Genomic DNA, 21420 nt, shown 5'->3' with positions numbered 1-21420 from the left:
TCTAGGGACGACCAAGCCCGCGGTAGGTCCACCCGGCCGCCCGCCACTTAGTTGGGTCCAGTACGTTCCGGCCATCCAGTATCTTCAGTCCAGAGACTTTGGCCGCTGTCTCGTAGGGATCAAGATCTCGATATTCACGCCACTCAGTCAGAAGCAGAAGCGCGTCCGCCCGGCGGAGCGCTTCGTCCGTTGAAGCTTCATAATGGAGTTCCGGGAATCGTCGAGCCGCGTTTCCGAGAGCTTCAGGATCAGTGACAGTCACCACCGCTCCCTGCAACTGCAATTGTGCGGCGATGCTTAGCGCTGGAGAGTCCCTGACGTCATCACTCTCAGGCTTGAATGCTGCCCCTAACACTGTTATCCGTTGACCGAGGAGTGAGCCGCCGCAAACTTCCCGGGTCAGTTCCACAACCCTGGTTCGCCGCCTCATGTTGATTGCATCGACTTCGCGCAGGAACGTGAGCGCCTGATCCGCTCCGAGTTCGCCGGCGCGGGCCATGAAGGCCCGGATGTCCTTGGGGAGACAACCTCCGCCGAACCCGATACCAGCGTTGAGAAATTTCCGACCGATCCGGTCGTCCATGCCTATTGCGTCAGCCAGGAGCGTCACATCTGCTCCGGCAGCATCACACAACTCTGCCATGGCGTTGATAAAGGAGATTTTGGTCGCGAGAAACGAATTGGCGGCCGTCTTTACGAGTTCAGCCGTGGGTAAATCTGTTATCAGACGAGGCGTGCCAGCTTCCAGCGGCACGCTGTATACGGTGTCCAGAACCTGGACGGCCTCGTGTTCTTCGGAGCCATCAGTGACGCCATATACGAGTCTGTCTGGCTGGAGAGTGTCAGAAACTGCGTGACCTTCCCGGAGGAACTCCGGGTTCCAAACTAAATGTGCATCTGGTACGGCCTCTTGCACAACGCCCGCCAATCGATTGGCGGTTCCAACAGGAACAGTTGATTTCCCGACGACGACGTCGGTTGGAGAAAGGTAGGGGATGAGTGCTGCCGTGGCAGCATCGACAAAGGTCAGGTCGGCCGCATTCTCGCCCTTCTTCTGCGGTGTCCCCACGCAGATAAAGTGAACCGCGCTCCCCTGAGCGGACGCCATGTCCGTGGTAAATGACAGACGGCCAGTTGCTTGGACTTCTTTGAGCAGTTCGTCCAATCCGGGCTCAAAGAAGGGGGCGCGTGCGGCAGCCAGCTCCGAAATCTTTCGTTCATCCACGTCGATGCCGACTACCTCGTGTCCAAGCTTGGCCATGCACGCCGCATGGACCGCTCCGAGGTATCCGCAGCCGATTACAGAAATACGCATTTAGTTCTTCCCCTACCAGACGGCACTAGCCGCCCTACACCTGAGAGAGTTACTCACCCTCTATTTAGACCGCACCTGTGCTTGCAAAGACTGCTTTGAATGTTTTCAGGAGAATCATGATGTCACCCATCAACGACCAGTTCTCAACATAGTAAAGATCAAGCCGAATGCTCTCTTCCCAACTCAGATTTGAACGCCCGCTGACTTGCCAAAGGCCGCTCATGCCGGGGCTCACGTACAGGCGCCGATGTGCGGCATCGTCATAGAGGGCGACCTCGCCTTCTCTCTGAGGGCGTGGGCCGACCAGACTCATGCTCCCGCCCAGAACATTCAGCAACTGAGGGAGCTCGTCCAGCGAGAATTTGCGAAGCACGCGACCTAGGGGCGTAATGCGAGGATCGTTTTCAACTTTAAACAGTGGAGTACCCGCAGATCCTTGGGCCCGCAGGAGTGCCTGCAGCTGAGCGTCCGCATCAACCTTCATGGACCGGAACTTCAACATGCTGAATGTCGTGCCCCGTAGACCAATGCGCTCTTGGCGGTAGAAAACTGGGCCCCCGTCGGTGAGCTTTACCAAAATCGCCAGTAATAAGAAGACAGGCGAAAGCATGGCCACCAGCATGCCAGCCACAACCAAATCGAAGGAGCGCTTTGCCACCTTCTTTCCGCCCGTGAGTTTTGGAGTGGATACGTGGATAAGCGGAAGACCGGCTACAGGCTGTGTATGGATCCTTGGTCCAGCAACATCGGTTAGAGCGGGCGCGAGGATCATTCCGATGTCTCGGGCTGCTAACTCCCATCCCAAACGGCGAAGGTCCTTTGGGTGAATGTTCACGCCGGCCGAAATGGCCACCGCGTCGACGTCGGCTTTGAGAATGGACTCCATTATCGAATCAAAGTCCGTTTCCACGCCCGTCACCGGTACTCCGACAACAGCGAAGTCTGCAGCCGCAGCCGCCCCCGGCATGTGAGCGGCAACTGGACGGTAGCCCGCCGCTGGAACACTCAGAAGCGAACGGACAAGGTGCGCAGCCGAATATACGCCTCCGATTATGAGTACTCGTGCGCTGCTCACTCCGCGTCTCCGCTCCAGGGTCAAGTGCTGCCGGACAAGCCAGCGACCGACCAGCAGCCCGAATGCTCCTGCAGGGAAAGCTAGACCAACGTAGCCTCTGGCAGTATCGATGCGCAGGGCGTACGAAACCACCGCGACAGCACCGAACAACCATACGGAGCTCGCGATTACTCGCTTATATTCTTCCGTTCCTGAGCCCAGAACGCGGGGGTCCCTGGAGCCCCAAAGCTCAAGCATCAACCACCAGCTTGCAACAAGGGCGACTGAGAGAATGACGTAGTCGGTGTCCTTCGCATGACTGTCGCTGATATCGGAAAAGCCGAATCGAATACCGAAAGCCCCGGCCACCGCCCAGATGACCACACCAGCGTCCACCAATCGGAGGCGCGATGTATATCGCCGCCGCCAGCGTTTAGATACGGTTGTCTGGCCGTTCTCCGTTAGAAAAGAAGTGCCCACGTAATAACCCCCACCTTATGACCCTAACCTCGAAGGTGCTGGCTGTTAGCCCGATACCACGCGACGGTTTGACGGATTCCTTCACTCAGGGGAATGCTGGCTGTCCATCCCGCCTTGGCAAGAAGCGAAACATCAAGAAGTTTTTGAGGTGTTCCATCGGGCTTGCTTGTATCCCAGGTCATGTCACCCTGGTAGCCAACGGCGTCCGCTACCAGTGTGGCAAGTTCCTTGATCGTCACGTCTGACCCGGTTCCGACGTTGACCTGGGAGGGCCCGTCGTAGTTTTCAAGGAGATGAAGGCATGCTGCGGCCATGTCGTCGACGTGAAGGAACTCGCGTCTGGGTGTACCTGTGCCCCAGTTCTCGACTGATCGGGCACCGGCCTGGACGGCCTCGTCATACCGCCGGATTAGTGCGGGAAGTACGTGCGAACCTTTGGGGGAGAAGTTGTCCCCAGGTCCATACAAGTTAGTGGGCATCGCGGAGATCCACGGAAGCCCGTACTGCCGGCGGACTGCCTGAACCTGCATAATTCCAGCAATTTTCGCAATTGCGTACGCATCATTTGTCGGCTCGAGGTGCCCAGTGAGCAAGGAATCTTCTCTGATGGGCTGTTCCGCATATTTCGGGTAGATACACGAGGACCCAAGAAAGAGGAGCCGCTCAACGCTGTGCTCGCGCGCAGCGTCAAGGACGTTGACCTGTATCTGGAGATTTTCTGTGAGAAAGTCGACCGGGTACGTGTTGTTGGCGAGAATCCCTCCGACCTTAGCGGCGGCCAGAACAACATAGCGCGGCTTCATCCGGGCAAAATAGCTAAAAACGGCGTCCCGGTTCTTTAGATCCAGTTCAGATGAAGTTTGACCGATCAGATTTTGGAACCCCTCATTTTCGAGGTTCCGCCAGATCGCTGAACCGACCAAGCCACGATGCCCTGCAACATAGAAAGGCGCCGTCCTATCAAGAGGCCCCACTGAGTAGTCCACCGAACTGCTCATTTCCAACTTGCCAGATCTACGCTGTCGATCCAGTGGTTTCCGGCATGTTTGAGAGCTTCCATGTCTGCATCAACCATTATTCGGGCCAACTCGGGGGTATGGACCGAAGCTTTCCACCCCAGCTTTTCTTGTGCCTTGGATGCGTCCCCAACAAGGGCATCCACCTCGGTGGGGCGCAGGTACCGCTCGTCAAACCTGACGTGATTTTCCCAGTTGAGACCTGCATGTTCGAAGGCGATCTGCAAAAAGTCGCGGACCGTGTAGTTCCCACCTGTTGCGAGAACGAAGTCATCTGGCTCGTCGGCTTGCAGCATGCGCCACATGCCCTCGACGTATTCAGCGGCATATCCCCAGTCGCGCACGGCATCCAGGTTGCCCATGTAAAGGAGATCCTGCTTGCCAGCCTTGATGGCGGCCACAGCGCGAGTGATCTTTCGAGTAACAAACGTCTCGCCTCTGCGAGGGGACTCGTGGTTGAACAGAATTCCATTCACCGCGAACATTCCGTAGGCCTCGCGGTAGTTTTTCGTGATCCAGTAGCTGTAAACCTTGGCGGCGCCATACGGGGACCGAGGGTAGAACGGAGTCTCTTCGTTCTGTGGGGGAGGCGTTGCCCCAAACATTTCTGAGGACGAGGCCTGATAGAACTTGGTTTCGATCCCCGACATCCGGACCGCTTCTAGCAGCCGTATTGTCCCAACACCAGTGGTATCACCTGTGTGCTCGGGCTCATCAAAGGAGACCCTAACGTGTGACTGAGCCGCCAAGTTGTACACCTCGTGCGGCCGAATATCCGCCAAGAGAGTAACCAGCCGGGCGCCGTCGGACAGGTCCCCGTAGTGCAGAAAGAGCTTTGCCTGCGGATCGTGCGGATCGACGTAGAGATGGTCAATCCGGGCCGTGTTGAATGTAGAGGCCCTGCGAATGAGGCCGTGTACTTCATAGCCTTTACTGAGTAGGAGTTCGGCCAAGTATGATCCATCTTGTCCGGTGATTCCGGTAATAAGCGCGCGCTTAGTCATGTTGCCCCCCGTGGTGCGAAAGAAAATAAAAAGTCGCACCGCCTAGCGGCCGCGCGACAACGCCAGACTCGTGATGAGATCATCATAGCGGCCGACCGCGAATGTTTCTGACAATGTCTTTTCGCGGAAGATGCGGCCTTGCTTACCTAGGCTACTCGCGAAATCAGCGTTTTCCCCCAAGGATTCCGCTGCCGTAACGAGGGCTGCGGGGTCGCCGGCGTCGACCCGGATACCTGCACCGGAGTTGCCGATTTCTTCGGCTGTGACCGAACCTTCATCGGTGGCCGCTAAAACCGGTCGCCCAGATGTGAAATAGGAAGTCAGCTTGCTAGGAACGGACATGTCCCGAACGCCAGGGAGCTCGTTGACCAGAAGAACATCGGCTGCCTCAAGTGCTGCCTGAAAGTCCGCTTGAGGCAGTGCATCCACGAACTCAATTTGTTTCAGTCCCTTGGCGGAAGTCTCCAGCGTTGTCCGCTGATTTCCGTCGCCCATAAGCACGAACTTGACGCGGCTCCCCGTGCTCTCAGCCAAACGAGCAGCTTCCACGACGTTGCCCAGGCCCTGCTTCTTTCCGATGTTGCCAGAGTGGAGAGCAACGATGTCCGTTGCATTCCAACCCAACTTTTGGCGGACAGCCTCACGGTCGACTGGCCTGCTCGGAGGCAGATGTGTCCAATTGCGGACTACATGAACTGAGTCCGGCTGTACCTGGAGGCCCTCGCTGATGTAGCGAGCGAACCTGTCGTGAATCGCCACGACGGCGTCAACGGATCCCAAGACCTTCCGCTCAACCAGCGCCATCGCTCTGGAGACAAACCCGGGCTTGCCGCCCGTTTCGACAATGCCCCGACTGTATATGTCCTGGACCCAGATAATCGTTCCCTTTTGCCTACCCAGCAATCGGGCACGGAGCAGCGCAAGACCACTCGAGAAAAGTGCCGGACTCACCAGTACGACTACATCCGGCTTGTGCCAGTTCGTTGCCAGTACCCGAACGCCAAAGCTGAACTCCATGTGGAGACGACCCAGGGTTGATGGATGCTGCGGCACAAAATGACGAAGCCGCTTGACGCTGACTCCGTTCAATGACTGCTTTATGGACCACCCCCTATAACCTGAATGCACAGACCACTCCGGGTAGTGGGGGTACCCGGTCACCACGGTCACATCGTGACCTCTCTGGGAGAGACCTTCGGCGAGACTGGTGGTGTAAGGGGCGTTGCCCGAGGGTTCTGGCGCATAATGCAGCCCGATGATCGTGATCTTGAGTTTTGAGTGATTCACGAGTGCAACAATAGTGGCCGGGCCGGTGGCAGCGAATATGAGGGGGAAATATGGATCATGGTCAGAACGTAAGGGGGACGGCGGACCGTAGTGTCCCCGTCGTCGACCTATCGCTGGCTCCTGGTGAACGACAAGCATGGGATCGACCGCGACCGATCGTCTACCTGTGGGCTCTGACGGAGATATTAATCGTCACAAACCCGTTGCAGATTAGTTCCGGACTGCGAGTGAAAGCACTTCGTGCCTTTGGCGCCGAGATTGGTGAGAATGTCATATTTCGGCCGCGCACCCGCGTTAAGTTTCCGTGGAAGCTCCACGTTGGAGATCGCTGCTGGATCGGAGAGGGCGTTTGGTTCCACAATCAAGATGACATCTATGTAGAAAATGACGTCGTTATTTCACAAGAGTCCTTTCTGACCACCGGTAGTCATGCGGTTCGTAGAGACATGGCATTGATTACTAAACCGATCCATGTGCGGTCCGGGGCATGGCTGACCACAAGATGCATCGTCTTAGGCGGTTCGACTATCGGAGTTTCCGCCGTGGTTTCTCCAGGAACTGTCGTTAAGGCGGGACAGAATGTCCCGGACGGAGCCATTCTTGCAACTCCCGATGCCACTGTTGTCGGAAAGCGTTTCTCTGTCGACGGCCAAGGATATTAGAGAGATCCCCAGACTATGAGCGCTGAATCAGCACCCGTCCCTTACGTCCTGTACTTGGCGGTATTGCCAAAGTACCGAACTGAATGTATGCGTATCTTGTCCGACAGGCTCGGAGACACATTGCGCCTATTTGTTAGTCCCGCACATCTTGACAACTCCGTGCGTACCGGGATTCCTGAATCGATGTACACGACTGTGGCAATCAAAAGAATTCTTGGGAACCGTGCCTTTGTGCAGACGGGTCACTGGCGCACCGCACTCGCTGCCGGCACAACCATTCTGGACCTCAACCCGCGGAGCGTGAGTGCATGGTCAATTCTGCTCAGCCGGCGATTCCTAAGGCGGCGTACATTAGTGTGGGGACATATCCACCCGCAGGCCGGTCCATCTTCGTCCACGGCGTTCCTTCGCCGTGGTATGCGTAAGCTCGCAGACGGGACTATCTCATACACTTATCGTGATGCTGAAAAGGCTGTAAACGACATTCCGGGAAGCACTGTATGGGTAGCACCTAATTCTCTGTACCGGGCGGAAGACATTAAGCCCGCAGAGGGATGGGACCAGAACTCTGTCATTTATGTAGGTAGGTTCGCGCCAACAAAGAAGGTCCGGCTTCTCGTCGAGGCTTTTGCCATTGCCGTGCGTAGTGAACCCGAAATCAGGCTGACTCTGATTGGTGGCGGTGAGGAACTTACACTCCTGAAAGAAATGGTCGCCAGGCTTGGTATATCGGAGCAAGTCACTTTTCCTGGCTGGATTGACGACCTCAGTTCCCTGCGAGAGTACTACTCTAGGGCATTCTGTTCAGCTTCTCCGGGCTTCGCTGGTCTTGGTCTGACGCAAAGCCTGGGATTTGGCGTGCCGATGCTGGTTGCCGACAATGAGCCCCACTCGCCTGAGATTGAACTTGAAGCTTCTGGGGGAGTGGCGTACTTCCAGTCCGATACGCCAGACTCTCTAGCCCAGGCGATTCTTTCCGCATGGGAGAAGCGCGCACTAACCCCACAGACTCAGTTGTCTGAGTATGTCGAAAGTAGCTACTCCGCGGAAGCTATGGCAAACGGCTTGCAAGATGCGCTTCAGGGTGGCCCAACAAATAATGCGAAAGGCTCGAATGGACAACGCAAGTAGGTCAGTTCTTCCTGGGTTCATACGTGGCGCCGCCCGCGCAGTCCTGCGAACACTTTGTGTACACGGCAAAGTGCAATTTGAAGACGATTTCAGAGTCGGCCGCGGGGCGATTATCGGTTCGACCCACGGGCTGAGAATTGGGCGAGGGGTCTCAATCGGTCCTCGCAGCGTTGTGCAGGTGAATGGGGAAATCGGCGATTTCGCCCTTATAGGCATGCATGTCCAGATAATAGGGCGAGAAGACCACGAGATAGCCGAGGTTGGTGTGCCCATGGCGCATTCAACTTGGGTTGGTGAGCGTGACGCGCGGGAGCGAGACCGAGTCAGGATAGGGCGGGACGTTTGGGTGGGTGCCTCTAGCATTATTTTGGGTGGTGTTTCTATCGGTGAAGGATCTGTGATCGGAGCAGGTTCGGTCGTCACGAAAGACGTCCCGGCCTACTCGATTGTTGTTGGCAATCCTGCCCGAGTGATTGCCATGCGATTTGCAACAGAAGCCGAGCGCGAAATGCACAGCCAGGTTCTCCGGGAAAGGGCGAGTCAGGCGTAGGCGTCCATTTCGGTTGTTCAACCCTACGATTCGCGTCCGTCTACTCATGGCCATTCGGCCGCATCCAGCCGGGCCGATCTGAGGCAACACATCGGCAGAGTATGGGCTCTTGAGGTGGGCCTGATTGGTCCAAGGCACGATGCGTGGTTCTGCCGGCTAGGGAGCCTGCTGGAGTGCCTGTTTAGGTCACATGATCTGCCACTCTCGCCGGAATCCGGATTGGCAGGGCACTGCTCACGAGCACTCGTGAGTCTTTGGAACAGTAATGGAATTCGGCTAGAGCATGACAACAAGTGATAGGGCTGCCTGAGCTTTCGAGCTAAGGAGAGGGGCGCAATTTGGGCGCGGCCTTGCTAAAGCCGTAGCGGACAAAGCATAAAGTCTAAACATCGACTTACTAACGGCCACGTACTCCTCGACTATGTCGGCCGATAACGATGAGACTGCGACGACGCGACACGACGATGGTTACCAGCAACAGAATCAATATAATGGTCTGCAGGATAGCGAATGCTAGAGCCGCCCCTACTGATCCCATCGCCCAAGTCAGCAGGGCGACAAGCATCAGTTGTATCCCGACTGCAGAAGTTGTGATGAAAGAGACGGCCCGTTCATTGCCAAGAGCCTGCAAGAAGGCTGCTAGAGGTTGGTTGAGGACGGCACCGATTGTGCCGAAAGCCAAAATTCTAAGAACCGCCGCAGAATCTGCGAAGTCACTTCCTACCAAGACTGCGACAAGCGGCTCTGAGAAAACAGCAACCCCTACGCATAAAAGTACGGCTCCGCCAATGAGCACCGAACTACGTTTAAGGAGTGGCCAGGCAGTGCGCCAGCTGCCCATTTTGGCAACAAGTGGGGCTGTGGAGGTCGTGAAGGCCGCTGCCAGCAGACTCATTGGCTGAGTCCAGCGGTTGACTGCCCCGTAGACGCCAGCGACGGACGGGCCGCCGACGAGACTCATGATCGTAAGGTCTAGGGATTGTGCACTTACAGCCGCAGATGAAACCCCGTAGTGCTTTGCATTGCTCCAGGGATTTACCGATACGGACCAACTGAGATTGGGTTTGAGGTCGCGTGCCAAGATCCACCGGGCCACGGAAGCAGACACGACCGGACCGGCCGTCATAGCCACCCAAAGCGTGTGCTGAGGGCTGAAATCAACGAGGTGAAGTGCCAGGAAGAAACATGCCACTGTCAGGCGGTCAACTAACGTGGCGGCTGCAAGTAGATCTGTACGACCACGGGCGCGAAGCGGGACGACAAAGCTTTGCCCTAAGAGTTGAGAAAAGGCAATCGGGCCAGCCACCCAGAGAAAAGAATCACGCGCAAACGCAAATAATGTGACGGCCCATAAAATCAAGCCGGCGGTTCCAATTAGGAGCTTGCCGCTCAGTCTTGAACCGAAGCCGTTCAGGTCCATTCGCAGAGCCGCCATTTCGCGAACGCTGAGAGAGTTTGACCCAAAATCTATGAGTCCGGCAAGAGTCGCACCAAGTCCTACGGCGGCGACGAGTGGACCAAATATTTCTGGACCCATGGATCTAGCGCTCAAGATGTAGACAACCGCGACTATAACTTGGCCTGCCGCGGTACTGGACGCCAGCAAGAGGGTCTGAAGAAGTAGCGGCAGATGTTTACGGTTGCGGTGTTGAACAGGTGCCTTCACGTACGGCGATTCAACGCTACGCACGTGGCATTAGTGCTTCTACGAACATCTCCTTGTTGGCGGACAACTTGGGTTCACCGCGTCCACTGGTGAGAGCACGTTTCATCGCTGACTTTAACTCAGAGGTTTTCAACGGAGTCCACTCGGCCATATCGCCGAGCGATCTAATGTCGTGCCGAAGACTGTTTGCTCCGGCGGCAAGAATCCTTGTACCGGCGCATGCCGCCTTGCCAAGAAGCCCGCTGGGACCCTCGTTAGAGTGAGCTAATACTAGACAGTTGCTCGCGGCTACGGCGGCGTCAAGTTCAGTATTACTGAGTGTCCGATCGATCACTACGAACTCTATACCTGCAGCTTCACATTTAGTTCGGAAGTTCAGCAAGTCTGACTTCAATTCTCCATCAACGCTTCCAGCGATCAGCAGTCCAAGAGGTCCAGCGGCGTAGTCAGTTTTGGAGAGGGTGGCAAGACTTTCGACCACCAACGGAACATTTTTCCGTTCGGTTACTGCACCAAGTACAGCAAACCAGTAAGTGCCTGAGGATAGTCCCCATGCACTGCGGACATCCGCCACGTCTAGGTATGTACATTCCAGTTCAACTGGGTCCTTCGCTACGCGGAATAGCGACCTACCCTCCCAGGTGGCTGATTTGAGGACAGACACCTCCACATTTCGAACCGATGATGCTCGGTACATCAAGGTGTGCTTGGCGGTTGTCTTCAACCATGTGATGGGACTCAATGCGCGTCCTTGCGCCTTTTCCCTCATGATGAGGATCGAAAGAGTCCCGGAACCCCGCCAACTGCCGGTGCTGGCAACTTGCCTTGCCAATATGTCTGCGTCCGTAACGATCGTGCGAGTGACCCCGAATTCTAAACTCAGTCGTTCGAGTTCGCGGAGCCCGAAGTCTTCGATAGTGCTGAGCCTGAAGTTGTCGGACAGGTCATTTAGGTGGATTTGGTATTCAGCTGATTCCGACGCTCCCGACGGGAGACCTATATGGACTTCAGCTCCTCTGCTCAGAGCTTCTGTCAACAAGAGTCGAACATACGCCAAGCGGTGCCCGGAAACTCGCGGTTCGGCCAGGAGTAGCCGCGAAACTGCGCCCATTAGCGGCTCAAATCGTTTCTGGGGAAGCGCGTTGCCGGCGCATCTTCGTAATCGTAGAGAGTGGAGTCAAAATCAGTTTGAACTCTCCGACCTTGTGCGCTTCCCTGGCTATTCGTATCTGACCCGCCTGTAGAGACTGCGCTTGTCGCACCGCGGCGATCGCTTTCGTCGCTGGTGTAATAACCATATGCGTAAGCGTCGGGTCCCTTGGCTGGCAAACGGTTGAGTACAAGCCCAAGAATACGGGCGCCAACCAACTCCAACGATCCGAGAGATTTCTGAACGTCCTGAGTCTTAGTTCGCTGTGAGCCAACCACGAGTACAACCCCACCAACACTTTGTGACAGGACCGCGGCGTCGGTCACGGGAAGCAACGGCGGGGCATCGATTACAACGATGTCAAACGACTGCTCGAGTTCGGCAACGAGGTTCTTCATGCCTTCCGAACCCAGCAGCTCGCTCGGATTAGGCGGGATTCTGCCCGAGGTAAGAACGAAAAGATTATCTTCCCCCCAGGGCTGCAGAAGGTCCACAACTTCAGCTTGTCCAATCAGCGCCGTGGTTAATCCAGCGTTCCGATCAAGGCCAAGATACTCATTAACCATTGGCCTACGAAGGTCTGCGTCGATCAAACATACGGCTTGCCCAGCCTGGGCAAGCGTGATCGCCAGGTTAGTTGCCGTGGTGCTCTTTCCTTCGCCGGGAAGAGACGAAGTTACAAGAACGGAGGTTGCCGTCCCCGAAGCGTTGGCGAAGTGCAAGTTGGTCCGCAACTGTCGGAAAGACTCAGCCCGCGGAGAGTGGGTATGGCGTTTGGCCAGCAAGGGCTCCTTAGCTGCCACAGGGTCGAAGGCAATTCCTCCAAGTATCGGCAGGTCGGTAACTTTCCTCAGCTCAGCTTCTCCCCGAATTCGGTTGTCAAGGTTAGACCTGAGGAATGCTGCAGCGCATCCTGTAATCAGACCGAGCGCAAGACCCAATAACAGATTGAGTTTGGTGTTCGGGGCCGATGGCGCGATCGGGACGGAGGCCGGAGTAATAACCGAAAGACTAATGGGGGAGGATCCACCCGATTTTGGACGCTCGAGAGTGTCTACAGCTTTGATAAGACTGTCCGCGACGGCTTGTGCTATAGCCGACGCTCGTACTGGTGAAACGTCATCTACCGAGATTGTGATCAAGACAGTATTCAGATCCGCTGTTGCCTTGACCTTCTCCGCCAGCGCCTCGGGCCTGACATCAAGCCCTAGAGCGTCGATTACAGGTTGAAGGACAACGGGTGTGTCGACTGTTTTCACGTACGACTGAACTCTGGCTTGGCTGAACGTATTGCCCTGTTGAAGCTCTTGAGCTGATCCTGAATTCTGGATGGCAACAAAAAGTTGAGTGTCCGCGGTATAGGTCGGCTTGATCAACATCGATATGCCGCCACCCACGAACAAACCCAAGAAGATTGTTGCCGCGATTGTCAACCAATTGCGACGAAAGATGCGCCAGTAGTCACGTATATCCAACTGGTGGCCCCCTAGTTCAATTTTTGGAGACCTGCCGTCCGGCCAGCCACCAGTACGGCAATATCAGTGCGGTGATGCAATCATACCTGCTGCCGTTCACTGCCTGACGCTGACGTCGTCGCACCTTTGGTAGTCGTGGTGATTGTTGCCAGGCTCGCCCTGACCCGTGACCGTTCCTCTAAGGCGTCTGCTGGCGATCCGCCAACGTGTGGTCGAGGCGTGGACGTCACACAAGCGAGTCGGTTAAGAGACTCGAACGCTCCCAGTTCCGATAGCTCGACGTTAACCTGAGTTGAGCATTTTGGCCGCAGGGCCACGGAGTGTGGAAGGTGGCATGATTCGCTCTCGTTCCCCGCAACGGACCAAAGAGGTGAGTACAATCGGTCACCAAGACGAACCCACACTGCTTGCCGGAGGTACGGAGTAACAATGTCGGAATGGCTCGAAGTCGGCACGGACAATTATGTACTTGTCACTGAAGGATCCTTGCTGAACACCGGCCTGATTGTCGGCTCCGAACGCGCCATGGTCATCGATACTGGGTGCGGGCCTCGCCAAGGGCGCGAGGTCCTGGAAGCGGTCAGGGAAAAGACTGACCTTCCCCTCGTGGTCGCCAACACGCACGCTCATTACGACCACTTCTTTGGCAACGCTGTCTTTGCCGAGGCCGGCGTCACAGAGTTCTGGGCCCACGAAAACTGTGCCACTGAAATCGATCAACGCGGCGACGTTCAGCGCCGCCACGTTGGAACCGTTGAGCCTGAGATGGCCACCGGCGAAGGCGATAGCGTCGAGCTTGTGGTCCCCAACGCTATTGTCAAGGACCAGCCCGTCCTGGTGGATCTTGGCGGACTTACGGCGACACTGTTCTACTTGGGACGGGGCCACACCGATGGAGACCTGCTGGTAGGCACGCCCAGTACGCTCTTTGTGGGCGATCTTGTGGAACAAGGTGCCCACCCGTCCTTCGAGGACTCTTACCCCGAGGAATGGGCTGATGCCCTCAGGCACATATCGGCCCTCCGGCACCGCTACGAGTTCCTGATCCCGGGGCACGGAAAGCCTTGCAGCGACCAATTCGTCAAAACAATGGCCAACACCATGACTACGGCCGTCCGCCAGGCCCGCCAGTCCATTCGCGACACCCCCAGCGACGCCACGAAGGCTATTCCCGTCCTCCCGTATGGCCCTGAGCAGTCCCGGTGGTTTATTAGGCGTCTACAGGAAACGCACGGGGAAGCTAGCCGTGAGTCCTCAAGCATGTAACTAGCGGCACGCATCTCATCGAATAGACAGTTGTTCGAGTGGAGGCTTCATCGGCACTAATTCGCTCCTTGGGTCCAAGTCGCTCGGACGTAAAGTGATTTGTTTGCCCGGTAGAATCAGCCCCATGGGGGTTCCATTCTTAACCAGTCATCGTCTCGCCGACTCCGGTTGGGCGGTTGGCGTTGCCGCCCTTACGGTCGTCGTCGTGACGGCAACCACGCTCATGCCGTCGGCTCTTCTAGCTATTCCAGCCGCATTGGTTGTGTACGGGATGACGAAGGCATGGTTCCGCTTGATGTTCTTCGTCGTAGGCGCCTTCTTCGTGTTTCAAAGCGGTGACGGCCTCAGCGTCACAAAGCTTGGGTACTTGGCCGGCGTAGTCTTGGCTGCGGTTTTAGCGGCACACAACATCGCCCGAGGGGCTGATCGGAGCTACCGAAGGCGCGTCAAACCGGCTTTGACGGGAGCTTCGCTCGTAGCCCTCTGGGTGCTTGTACCGTCGCTGGTGCAGAGCGTGATTCTGAACAATGTTCCACTTAGCATGTGGGCGCGTGATGGTCTCACATATCTTCTTATAAGTGCTGGAGTAGTTATAGGCCTCGACGCGGCGGGGCAGGTTTCGCTCCGCTGGGCGAGGGCGATTACTCTCGGTGTGGGACTACTCGCCGCCTATGGCTTCGCCACGGAATGGATCCAGAGGCGCGGACTGGTTGAAGGAGTCAGTGCGACCACATCCGCCCAGGGCGGCCTCCTCGGCTCGTTGGCTGCCCTCACCTTGCCTCTCACTATGTGCTTGGCGCTTGGCCTAGCGCAGTCGCGTATCCGGTGGGGCTGGCTCCTGCTCGCTCCAGTCTTCCTTTTGGCAGTGCTTGTGACAGGTACGCGCACGGGGGTTGTCCTTGCCGTTGCCATCGTCGGAGTCATTGGTCTCAGAGCCAACAAACGTGTGCCGATTGGTCGAGCGGTCATGGGTGGTGTGCTAGGGGTTGGAGCTTTGGCTCTGACCCTTCCGCTTGCGGGCGCAGCATTCTCATCTGAGCGGTTCGTCCAGCAACGCATTGACCAGATGGCCCGCGTGCTTGAAAGTGGCTTCGCAACTGACGCGTCTGGAGTTATTCGGGAGCGCGCGACACAATACTGCCTCCAAATCTTCAACGCTCACCCGCTGATGGGACAGGGCTTGGGACTTTACTTTCCCAACCCCAACCCGGGGGGTGCCGCTATGAATTTCTCGCTCGACTCATGGGCGGTCCTTCCCGCTAAGTTTGGCATAATCGGAACGGCCGTTATCAGCATCGGCATTTTGATGATCTTCCACGCCTTTATTCGCCGTGGTGACGGACTCAGCCTGTACGAAAACACCGCTGTGAGCGGGGCCTTGATCACTCTCTTGGCATTGATTCCTTTCGGCACTAGCCCTGAAGATAAAGGTTTCGCCGTCGTAGTTGCCCTGTCTGCTTTGCTTGTTTCAGCGGCGGCAAGGGCAAGTCAGGAGGGTGATGAGGTGGAGGAAGCTGCCCCGCAAAGGGCCTTGGCAGCTAGCATCAGGTCCCAAGGTCTACTGCCTGGCCGTCGCTAAAATGGATTGCATGCCCGAGAGTATCGACGGATTTTCGCATTCGGACGGCTCGTCAGCATTCGCGGTTTAGCGAGAAATTGCCAGGCCCGCCATTCCATCCGCGACACCCCCAACGACGCCACCAAGGCCATTCCCGTCCTGCCGTACGGCCCCGAGCAGTCCCGGTGGTTCATCAAACGGCTCCAAGAGAACTGGCGGAACACCCAGGACGCCTCGTAACAAACGCCAGTTGTCAGGGAATCTTGAGCTTTGCTCCCTATGGTCAGCGCATGAGCAGGCACGGGGGAAGTTACGGCGTTCGCTACTCGAGGCAGGTGCACGGCAGCGCAGGCTGCGGTTCATCTCGTATGTGGCACTGGCCGCGTTGGCGGTGGCCACCATCGGCGTGGTGCTGATGGCCGTGGAACGCTAACGTCGCTCCACGGGCGCTGTGCCAAAAAACAGTCTTGACCTGCACAAACACCCATTCTTGAGTCAACCTTGAGTGTGCACCGCAGGGTAAACTGAGTTCGCCCCGCCAAGGTGGAGGCATGCTCTCATGTCTCCGGGCAGGGAGCGTTGTTCTCACCTGCGCCCTGCTTGCCGCCGTCCCGTTCCAGCCCGCCTCCGCCGCGGCCGCCGCGCCCGCCGCGGTACCTGTGGACAGCGGGGGTGTCACAGGTCCGCGGCGAACTGTGAAAGTGGCTTGGCTGCCGTGTCCAGGTTCACTCCGAACAAGGTGCCCTGCGCCGGCACCAGGCCGGCGCGGTCCGGCGCCGCGCAGGTGCCCTGCCCCGCCGTCGGGCTTTGTCCGGCTGCGGGGCCCTGGCCTGCTGCCATGCTCTGGTCCGAGGCCGGGCTGGTGCGGTCCCGCTGGGCCAGTCCGTTGGAGATGCTGGCCACCCCGAACCCCACGGCCAGCACCGCAGCCGCCACGGGAAGCGCCCAGGACTTGACCCGGTCCGCAACCTCGTCGCGGCGGGACACGGAATTGTCCGTGGATTTGTCTTCAGCGGAACACCTGTGGCCTGCGGTTTTGTTTCCCATCCTAGACTTCGGAACCAGGCCGCCGAGGGTTAGGTGGGAGGGCGGCTTCTTGAGGAAACCTTGAGTCTTTGACGCAATTTGTCAATTTCGTTGACTCGTGATTAGGTCATTGCGATGGGGATCACCATGATCGACGGAGGCTGTTGTGGCTTTTTCTGAGTACGCCCTGGCGCTTTGCGCTCTTCTGGGCACCCTGCTGGTTCCCTTTGTTGTCCTGTATCAGATGCTGCGGCTCAAGCGCCGCGCTCTCCGGATCCCCCTCCGGCCCGTAACCCGAGGTAACCAGCGCTGATCATGCCCTATGTCGACATCAACCCCCACAAAGGCCGCCCCAAGTGGGTGGGCTACGCCGTTCTGACCGTCCTTCTGGTCCTCACTGTCGCCGTAGTAGCCGCCGCCCTCACGCACCACTAAGTAGACAGCCTGGCTGGGCAACCCGGTTCCAGCGCCTAGACTTACTGTCTGAACCAAGTGCCGCAGAACCGTTTGCCGAGCGTCCGGGGGGACAGACATGCCAGAACCGGCGGATCAGAATGCAGGCGCCTCAGCAGAAGATGCAGGGCAGCCGCAACTGCGCCGACGCCGCGACCTTCGTCGTGCCGACGGCTCAGTGGACGATGCCTGGACAGGAACCATGCCAGCAGTAACCCCTGACACGAACAGCCAGTCTGACATCGGAGCGCCAGTTACCCGCCGCACGTCCTGGGCGGAGGCGGCTGCCGCAGCCGACGCGACCAAGCCGTCCCGCGCGCCGGCCCCGGCGCAACCCGCTAGGCAACCTGGCTTCGGTCCGGCCCTGGACTCTGATGCTTCCGTGCCAGCCTCCGGGACTGGACAAGTTGCCGGCACCGATACCGCACCGCCGTCGGACGCTTCCGCACAGGCGCCGTCCTTCCGCCGCAGCCGCCCCACCGTGGCCGAGGCGATCTCCGAAAGCCCCATGCCGGACTTCATCAGCTCGCCCGGACTGTTCGTCAAGGAACAGAAGCCCCGTCCGGTGGGCGGCTTCCGGGGCGCGCTGTACAACCTGACCGGCGGCGCGTGGAACCTGGGGCCCGGGCCCAAGCAGCGCCAGGAGGACGAGCTCGCCCGCCGCATCTCGCGGCAGCTCCAGGGAAGCTACAACACTGCCATCCTGAGCCTCAAGGGCGGTATCGGCAAGACCTCCACCACGGTGGGTGTCGGCCTGACCCTGGCCGAATACCGTGGCGATGCGCCGTGCGCCATCGACGCGAACCCCGACTCGGGGGACCTGGTGGAGCGCGCCCTGGGCGAGGGCATCTACCAGCAGGCCAGCCCGCGGACCATCACGGACCTGCTGGAGAATATCGACTCCATCGACTCCCTGACCTCGCTGGCCCGGTACATGCACCACGCGGGCCGGCTGCACCTGATTGCGGGGGAGCAGGACCCGGAGGTCTCGGACTCGCTGACCGCGGAGGAGTACCTGCGCATCCGCAAGCTCATCTCCAGCTACTACTCTGTTGCGCTGACCGATTGCGGCACCGGCGTGACCCACAACGCGATGAGCGGGATCCTGCAGTCGGCTGACAACCTGGTGATTGCCGCAGGCTACGCGGTGTCCGGCGCCAAGCGCGCCCGCAGCACCTTGCAGTGGCTGGCCAGCCACGGCTACGAGGATTTGGCCCGCAACGCCATTGTGGTGATCACGGACAAGGACGAGGTGTCCTCCCGGGTGGATAAGGACGCCATCGAGGAGCACCTTTCCGGAATCTGCCGCGAACTGATCGCCGTTCCCCACGACCGGGGTGTCGCCGACGGGGATTTGGTGACCCTTGATGTGCTGAAGCCGGAGACGCGGCGGGCCTACAAAGAGATCGCCGCCGCTATTGTGGACGGGTACCAATAGACCACGCAAAGCAGAAGCTGTGAAAACCTGGGCGAAGCCGTGCCCGGGGTTTTTGCCCGGGTCCAGGAACAGGAGGTGAGAGTGGCAACGTCGGAGCATTCCTTTCCTGGACAAGCGGATCTTCCAATTGCTGGAAGGTATCGGCTCCTTGACCTGATCGGGCAGGGGGCAACAGCAGCGGTGTACCGGGCGCGGGATGAGCAGCTGGGCCGTGAGGTGGCGCTCAAACTGTTCCGAGCCCAGCCCGGCGCCGTCGGCGGCCGGGAGCGGGTCGAGGCGGAAATGCGCCTCCTGGCCACTTTCAACCACCCGGCCCTGGTAACGCTGTACGACGCCGGGACGGACACCACGGCGCCTGGCATGCCCCGGACCTTCCTGTCCATGGAGTTGATCGACGGACCCGACCTGCACACCAGGCTGGGCCGTGGCCCCCTGCCCGCCGCCAATGTTGCCAGGATCGGGGCGGAGCTGGCCTCGGCCCTGGACTACATCCACGGGCGCGGAGTCGTCCACCGGGATATCAAACCGGCCAACATCCTCTTGCCGGGGTCCATGCCGGGCGGCCCTGCCCACGCCAAACTCACGGATTTCGGGATCGCGCGCCTGCTCGAAGGCTCCCGGCTCACCGCCACGGGAACTACCGTCGGCACCGCCGCCTACCTGAGTCCGGAACAAGTCTCCGGGACCCGCCTCGGGGTGGAAAGCGACATCTACTCCCTCGGACTCGTCCTGCTCGAGTGCCTCACCGGGGCGGTTGAGTACCCCGGGACCGGCATCGAATCAGCTGTTGCACGCATGAACCGCGCGCCCCGGGTTCCCGCCAGCCTCGGCCCGCGGTGGGGTGCCCTCCTCACCGCCATGACCGCAACCGTACCCTCCGCCCGCCCCACGGCGGGCGAAGTCGAAACAGCGCTTCGGGCCGCAGCCGGATCCGGCACGCCCGGGGTGCTGCCCGTCACCCCCGGGCAGGGGACACAGAGAATGCCCGGCATGCCGGACCGTTCGCCCCGTATCGGAGCATCCCCGGGCCGCACCCGCGTCCTGATCCCCAGCCTCCCCGGCGACACCGATGAGTACTCCAGCGTGGCGGCAGCGCCAGGTCCGCCGGTCGGGCGCCAAGGGCCGCAGAAGCTATTGACTCGCGTATCGCGCAAAGCAAAAGTGTTCGCCGCCGGAGGGGTCGCACTGGCCGTGCTTGCGTTCGTGGTTGTTGCCGTTCTCAATGTCCAAGCCCCGTCGCCGCGGGCTCCGCAACCCTTGCCAAGCATTTCAGGGGACCTGGGCCTGCACATCGAGCAGCTGAAGCGAAGCATCACACCATGATCAAGACACCAACCACGTTCTCCAGCATCGCGGCCGCGGCCCTGCTGACGGCAGGCATTCTCAGCGGGTGCGCCACCACTCCTCCCGATCTGCAACCCGGTGCCGCGGAGAAGCTCAATGCCCGGCTCCAGACAGTGGCCCAGGCCGCCGCCGACAAAAACCCGGCTGCCGCCAAGGCCGAACTGGACCTGCTCGCCAGCGACGTCTCCGCTGCCGCCGCAAACGGGAACATCTCACCGGCACGCCGCCAGGACATCCAGGCGGCGATCGACCTCGTCAACGCCGACCTCGCTGCCATGACGCCGACCCCCAGCCCCACCCCGACTCTTCAGACGCCCGCCCCCGCAGCACCCAAACCGCCTGCCAAGGGCAAAGGAAAGGACAAAGACGACTGAACGTCAGCGCCACCCGCCGTCGAGAGGGAAGACCCACAGCGTGGCTTTCGCGCTGGTGGCTGGGTGGCCGCCGAGGCGTCCCATAGCACGCCAGGTGAGCTGGTGCGCGTTGGCCCGGACCTGGCGGTGACGTCCACCTTTCCCTTCCCCGGACAGCCTGCCCACCCACTCACGCTCGCCGACCTGGAACCGTCCGCGGCGGCGTCGCAAATGTCCTGACTGGCAGATAGCGTGAGTTGGTACTCGTGTTCCGGGTTGTTGGTATTGCTGTTCCGGTGAGTTGGTACTGCCGTGGCCTTTGGGTGCTGCCCTGTGGGTGAGGCGGTGCACTGGGCGCCGCCTCTTCCTATGTGAGGAGGCAGCATGGCCGATTTCAAGGCCATCATGACCCTGGCCGTTGCTGGTCGTAGCTATGACGAGATCGTCGCGGTGGTGGGGTGTTCACGCCGTGATGTGGCCGCGGCGAAGAAAACGATCGCGGCTTACGGATTCACGGCCGGGCAGATCGGGGCGATGTCCCCGCAGGAGATCGCCCGATTGTTTCCCGATGGCCGTAAGAGGGTCACGGAGTTATACGAACGCCCGGATTTTGATCGGGTGCTGGCTTCGATGAGGGAGAACCGACACTTCACCCTTCAGCAGGCCTGGAGCAGATACTTGGCCTCGAGCACCGCGAACGGCGCGAAGAAGTACGGGTATTCACAGTACTGCGCCCTGTTCGCCGACCATGCCCGAGTGACCGATGTCGTGGCGACGCTGCACCACGAGCCGGGCCGGGCGATGCTGGTGGACTGGGCCGGCGACACCCTGGACGTGGTGGACGCGGTCACTGGCGAGGTGACCGGGGTTTATCTGTTCGTGGCGGTGCTGCCCTATTCCGGGGCGGTGTTCTGCCATGGGTACACGGACATGACATCGGCGTCCTGGATAGCCGCCCACGTGGCGGCCTTCTCGTTCTATGGCGGAGTCCCGCAGCTGGTGGTCCCGGACAATCCAGCGACCTCGACCCACCGGCCCAAGCGGGGCGAGCCGGCCCGGGTCCTGAACACCCGGTACCAGCAGCTGGCCGAGCACTATTCGACGGGGATCGTGCCGGCCCGGGCGAAACGACCCCGCGATTATTCCGAGGATTCCGTTATCCCGGGTTTCTGGCCGCATTCTTTTGCGGAAC

Annotated in this window: 17 protein-coding genes and 1 pseudogene; 9 read left to right on the top strand and 9 right to left on the bottom strand. The window is 59.2% G+C overall.

What is annotated here, in order from left to right; genetic code table 11:
- Position 1: 1 nt before the first annotated feature.
- The 5 genes from ACYSM9_RS12535 to ACYSM9_RS12515 all read right to left on the bottom strand — a co-directional run bounded on the left by ACYSM9_RS12535 (position 2) and on the right by ACYSM9_RS12515 (position 6156).
- Positions 2–1315, bottom strand: coding sequence for a UDP-glucose dehydrogenase family protein (locus tag ACYSM9_RS12535; protein ID WP_461857292.1), 1314 nt, complete (start codon positions 1313–1315; stop codon positions 2–4).
- A gap of 64 nt (positions 1316–1379) precedes the next feature.
- On the bottom strand, positions 1380–2753 hold the full coding sequence (locus tag ACYSM9_RS12530; protein WP_461857291.1) for a sugar transferase: 1374 nt from the start codon (positions 2751–2753) through the stop codon (positions 1380–1382).
- A gap of 119 nt (positions 2754–2872) precedes the next feature.
- The gene (locus ACYSM9_RS12525; RefSeq protein WP_461857290.1) at positions 2873–3835 is read right to left on the bottom strand and encodes a GDP-L-fucose synthase family protein; all 963 of its coding nucleotides are present in this window, start codon (positions 3833–3835) and stop codon (positions 2873–2875) included.
- An 8-nt stretch (positions 3836–3843) separates the two neighbouring features.
- Positions 3844–4869, bottom strand: coding sequence for a GDP-mannose 4,6-dehydratase (gmd, locus tag ACYSM9_RS12520; RefSeq protein WP_461857289.1), 1026 nt, complete (start codon positions 4867–4869; stop codon positions 3844–3846).
- Positions 4870–4911: 42 nt separating this feature from the next.
- Positions 4912–6156 (bottom strand): glycosyltransferase family 4 protein, encoded by a 1245-nt coding sequence (locus ACYSM9_RS12515; RefSeq protein ID WP_461857288.1) that lies wholly within the window; start codon positions 6154–6156, stop codon positions 4912–4914.
- A gap of 1079 nt (positions 6157–7235) precedes the next feature.
- On the opposite strand from ACYSM9_RS12515, the gene ACYSM9_RS12510 reads away from it, so the two are divergent.
- Positions 7236–7949, top strand: a complete 714-nt coding sequence (locus ACYSM9_RS12510; protein ID WP_461857357.1) for a glycosyltransferase — start codon at positions 7236–7238, stop codon at positions 7947–7949.
- Positions 7843–8499 carry an acyltransferase gene (locus ACYSM9_RS12505; protein WP_461857287.1) on the top strand — a complete coding sequence of 219 codons (657 nt, stop codon included), beginning with the start codon at positions 7843–7845 and terminating at the stop codon, positions 8497–8499. The genes ACYSM9_RS12510 and ACYSM9_RS12505 overlap by 107 nt, the downstream gene beginning before the upstream one ends.
- Before the next feature lie 397 nt (positions 8500–8896).
- Here the strand turns inward: ACYSM9_RS12505 and ACYSM9_RS12500 are convergent, their stop codons facing one another.
- The 3 genes from ACYSM9_RS12500 to ACYSM9_RS12490 all read right to left on the bottom strand — a co-directional run bounded on the left by ACYSM9_RS12500 (position 8897) and on the right by ACYSM9_RS12490 (position 12790).
- The gene (locus ACYSM9_RS12500; RefSeq protein WP_461857286.1) at positions 8897–9919 is read right to left on the bottom strand and encodes an MATE family efflux transporter; all 1023 of its coding nucleotides are present in this window, start codon (positions 9917–9919) and stop codon (positions 8897–8899) included.
- 262 nt (positions 9920–10181) lie between these two features.
- The gene (locus ACYSM9_RS12495; RefSeq protein WP_461857285.1) at positions 10182–10907 is read right to left on the bottom strand and encodes a glycosyltransferase family protein; all 726 of its coding nucleotides are present in this window, start codon (positions 10905–10907) and stop codon (positions 10182–10184) included.
- Positions 10908–11275: 368 nt separating this feature from the next.
- Positions 11276–12790 carry a tyrosine-protein kinase domain-containing protein gene (locus tag ACYSM9_RS12490; protein WP_461857284.1) on the bottom strand — a complete coding sequence of 505 codons (1515 nt, stop codon included), beginning with the start codon at positions 12788–12790 and terminating at the stop codon, positions 11276–11278.
- Positions 12791–13219: 429 nt separating this feature from the next.
- Here ACYSM9_RS12490 and ACYSM9_RS12485 point away from each other — a divergent pair, with 429 nt between their 5' ends.
- The 3 genes and pseudogenes from ACYSM9_RS12485 to ACYSM9_RS12475 form a co-directional block, all read left to right on the top strand.
- On the top strand, positions 13220–14056 hold the full coding sequence (locus tag ACYSM9_RS12485) for an MBL fold metallo-hydrolase (RefSeq protein ID WP_461857283.1): 837 nt from the start codon (positions 13220–13222) through the stop codon (positions 14054–14056).
- 124 nt (positions 14057–14180) lie between these two features.
- Positions 14181–15635, top strand: a complete 1455-nt coding sequence (locus ACYSM9_RS12480; RefSeq protein WP_461857282.1) for an O-antigen ligase family protein — start codon at positions 14181–14183, stop codon at positions 15633–15635.
- A gap of 81 nt (positions 15636–15716) precedes the next feature.
- Positions 15717–15854, top strand: a pseudogene (locus ACYSM9_RS12475) (MBL fold metallo-hydrolase); the annotation flags it as partial.
- A gap of 435 nt (positions 15855–16289) precedes the next feature.
- On the opposite strand, the gene ACYSM9_RS12470 reads toward ACYSM9_RS12475, so the two are convergent.
- The gene (locus ACYSM9_RS12470; protein ID WP_461857281.1) at positions 16290–16601 is read right to left on the bottom strand and encodes a hypothetical protein; all 312 of its coding nucleotides are present in this window, start codon (positions 16599–16601) and stop codon (positions 16290–16292) included.
- A 694-nt stretch (positions 16602–17295) separates the two neighbouring features.
- Here ACYSM9_RS12470 and ACYSM9_RS12465 point away from each other — a divergent pair.
- From ACYSM9_RS12465 to ACYSM9_RS12450, 4 genes are all read left to right on the top strand, one after another.
- Positions 17296–18531: a MinD/ParA family ATP-binding protein gene (locus ACYSM9_RS12465; protein WP_461857280.1), complete on the top strand. Its 1236-nt coding sequence runs from the start codon at positions 17296–17298 to the stop codon at positions 18529–18531.
- Between the two features lie 81 nt (positions 18532–18612).
- The gene (locus tag ACYSM9_RS12460; protein WP_461857279.1) at positions 18613–19854 is read left to right on the top strand and encodes a serine/threonine-protein kinase; all 1242 of its coding nucleotides are present in this window, start codon (positions 18613–18615) and stop codon (positions 19852–19854) included.
- The gene (locus ACYSM9_RS12455; RefSeq protein ID WP_461857278.1) at positions 19851–20249 is read left to right on the top strand and encodes a hypothetical protein; all 399 of its coding nucleotides are present in this window, start codon (positions 19851–19853) and stop codon (positions 20247–20249) included. Before ACYSM9_RS12460 ends, ACYSM9_RS12455 begins: the two co-directional genes overlap by 4 nt.
- Positions 20250–20612: 363 nt before the next feature.
- A partial coding sequence (locus tag ACYSM9_RS12450) for a DDE-type integrase/transposase/recombinase (RefSeq protein WP_461857277.1) occupies positions 20613–21420 on the top strand: 808 nt, incomplete at its 3' end.

The organism is Arthrobacter sp. C152 (genome assembly GCF_054890965.1).
The sequence above is the reverse complement of the archived record's forward strand: the minus strand, read 5'-3'. Positions and strand labels throughout refer to the sequence as shown.

Bases quoted from the DNA above. Each gene is read 5' to 3' on its own strand.
- ACYSM9_RS12455 (WP_461857278.1), top strand. From the start codon at position 19,851: ATGATCAAGACACCAACCACGTTCTCCAGCATCGCGGCCGCGGCCCTG.
- ACYSM9_RS12510 (WP_461857357.1), top strand. From the start codon at position 7,236: ATGCGTAAGCTCGCAGACGGGACTATCTCATACACTTATCGTGATGCT.
- gmd (WP_461857289.1), bottom strand. From the start codon at position 4,869: ATGACTAAGCGCGCGCTTATTACCGGAATCACCGGACAAGATGGATCA.
- ACYSM9_RS12505 (WP_461857287.1), top strand. From the start codon at position 7,843: ATGTCGAAAGTAGCTACTCCGCGGAAGCTATGGCAAACGGCTTGCAAG.
- ACYSM9_RS12535 (WP_461857292.1), bottom strand. From the start codon at position 1,315: ATGCGTATTTCTGTAATCGGCTGCGGATACCTCGGAGCGGTCCATGCG.
- ACYSM9_RS12485 (WP_461857283.1), top strand. From the start codon at position 13,220: ATGTCGGAATGGCTCGAAGTCGGCACGGACAATTATGTACTTGTCACT.
- ACYSM9_RS12480 (WP_461857282.1), top strand. From the start codon at position 14,181: ATGGGGGTTCCATTCTTAACCAGTCATCGTCTCGCCGACTCCGGTTGG.
- ACYSM9_RS12465 (WP_461857280.1), top strand. From the start codon at position 17,296: ATGCCAGCAGTAACCCCTGACACGAACAGCCAGTCTGACATCGGAGCG.
- ACYSM9_RS12500 (WP_461857286.1), bottom strand. From the start codon at position 9,919: ATGGACCTGAACGGCTTCGGTTCAAGACTGAGCGGCAAGCTCCTAATT.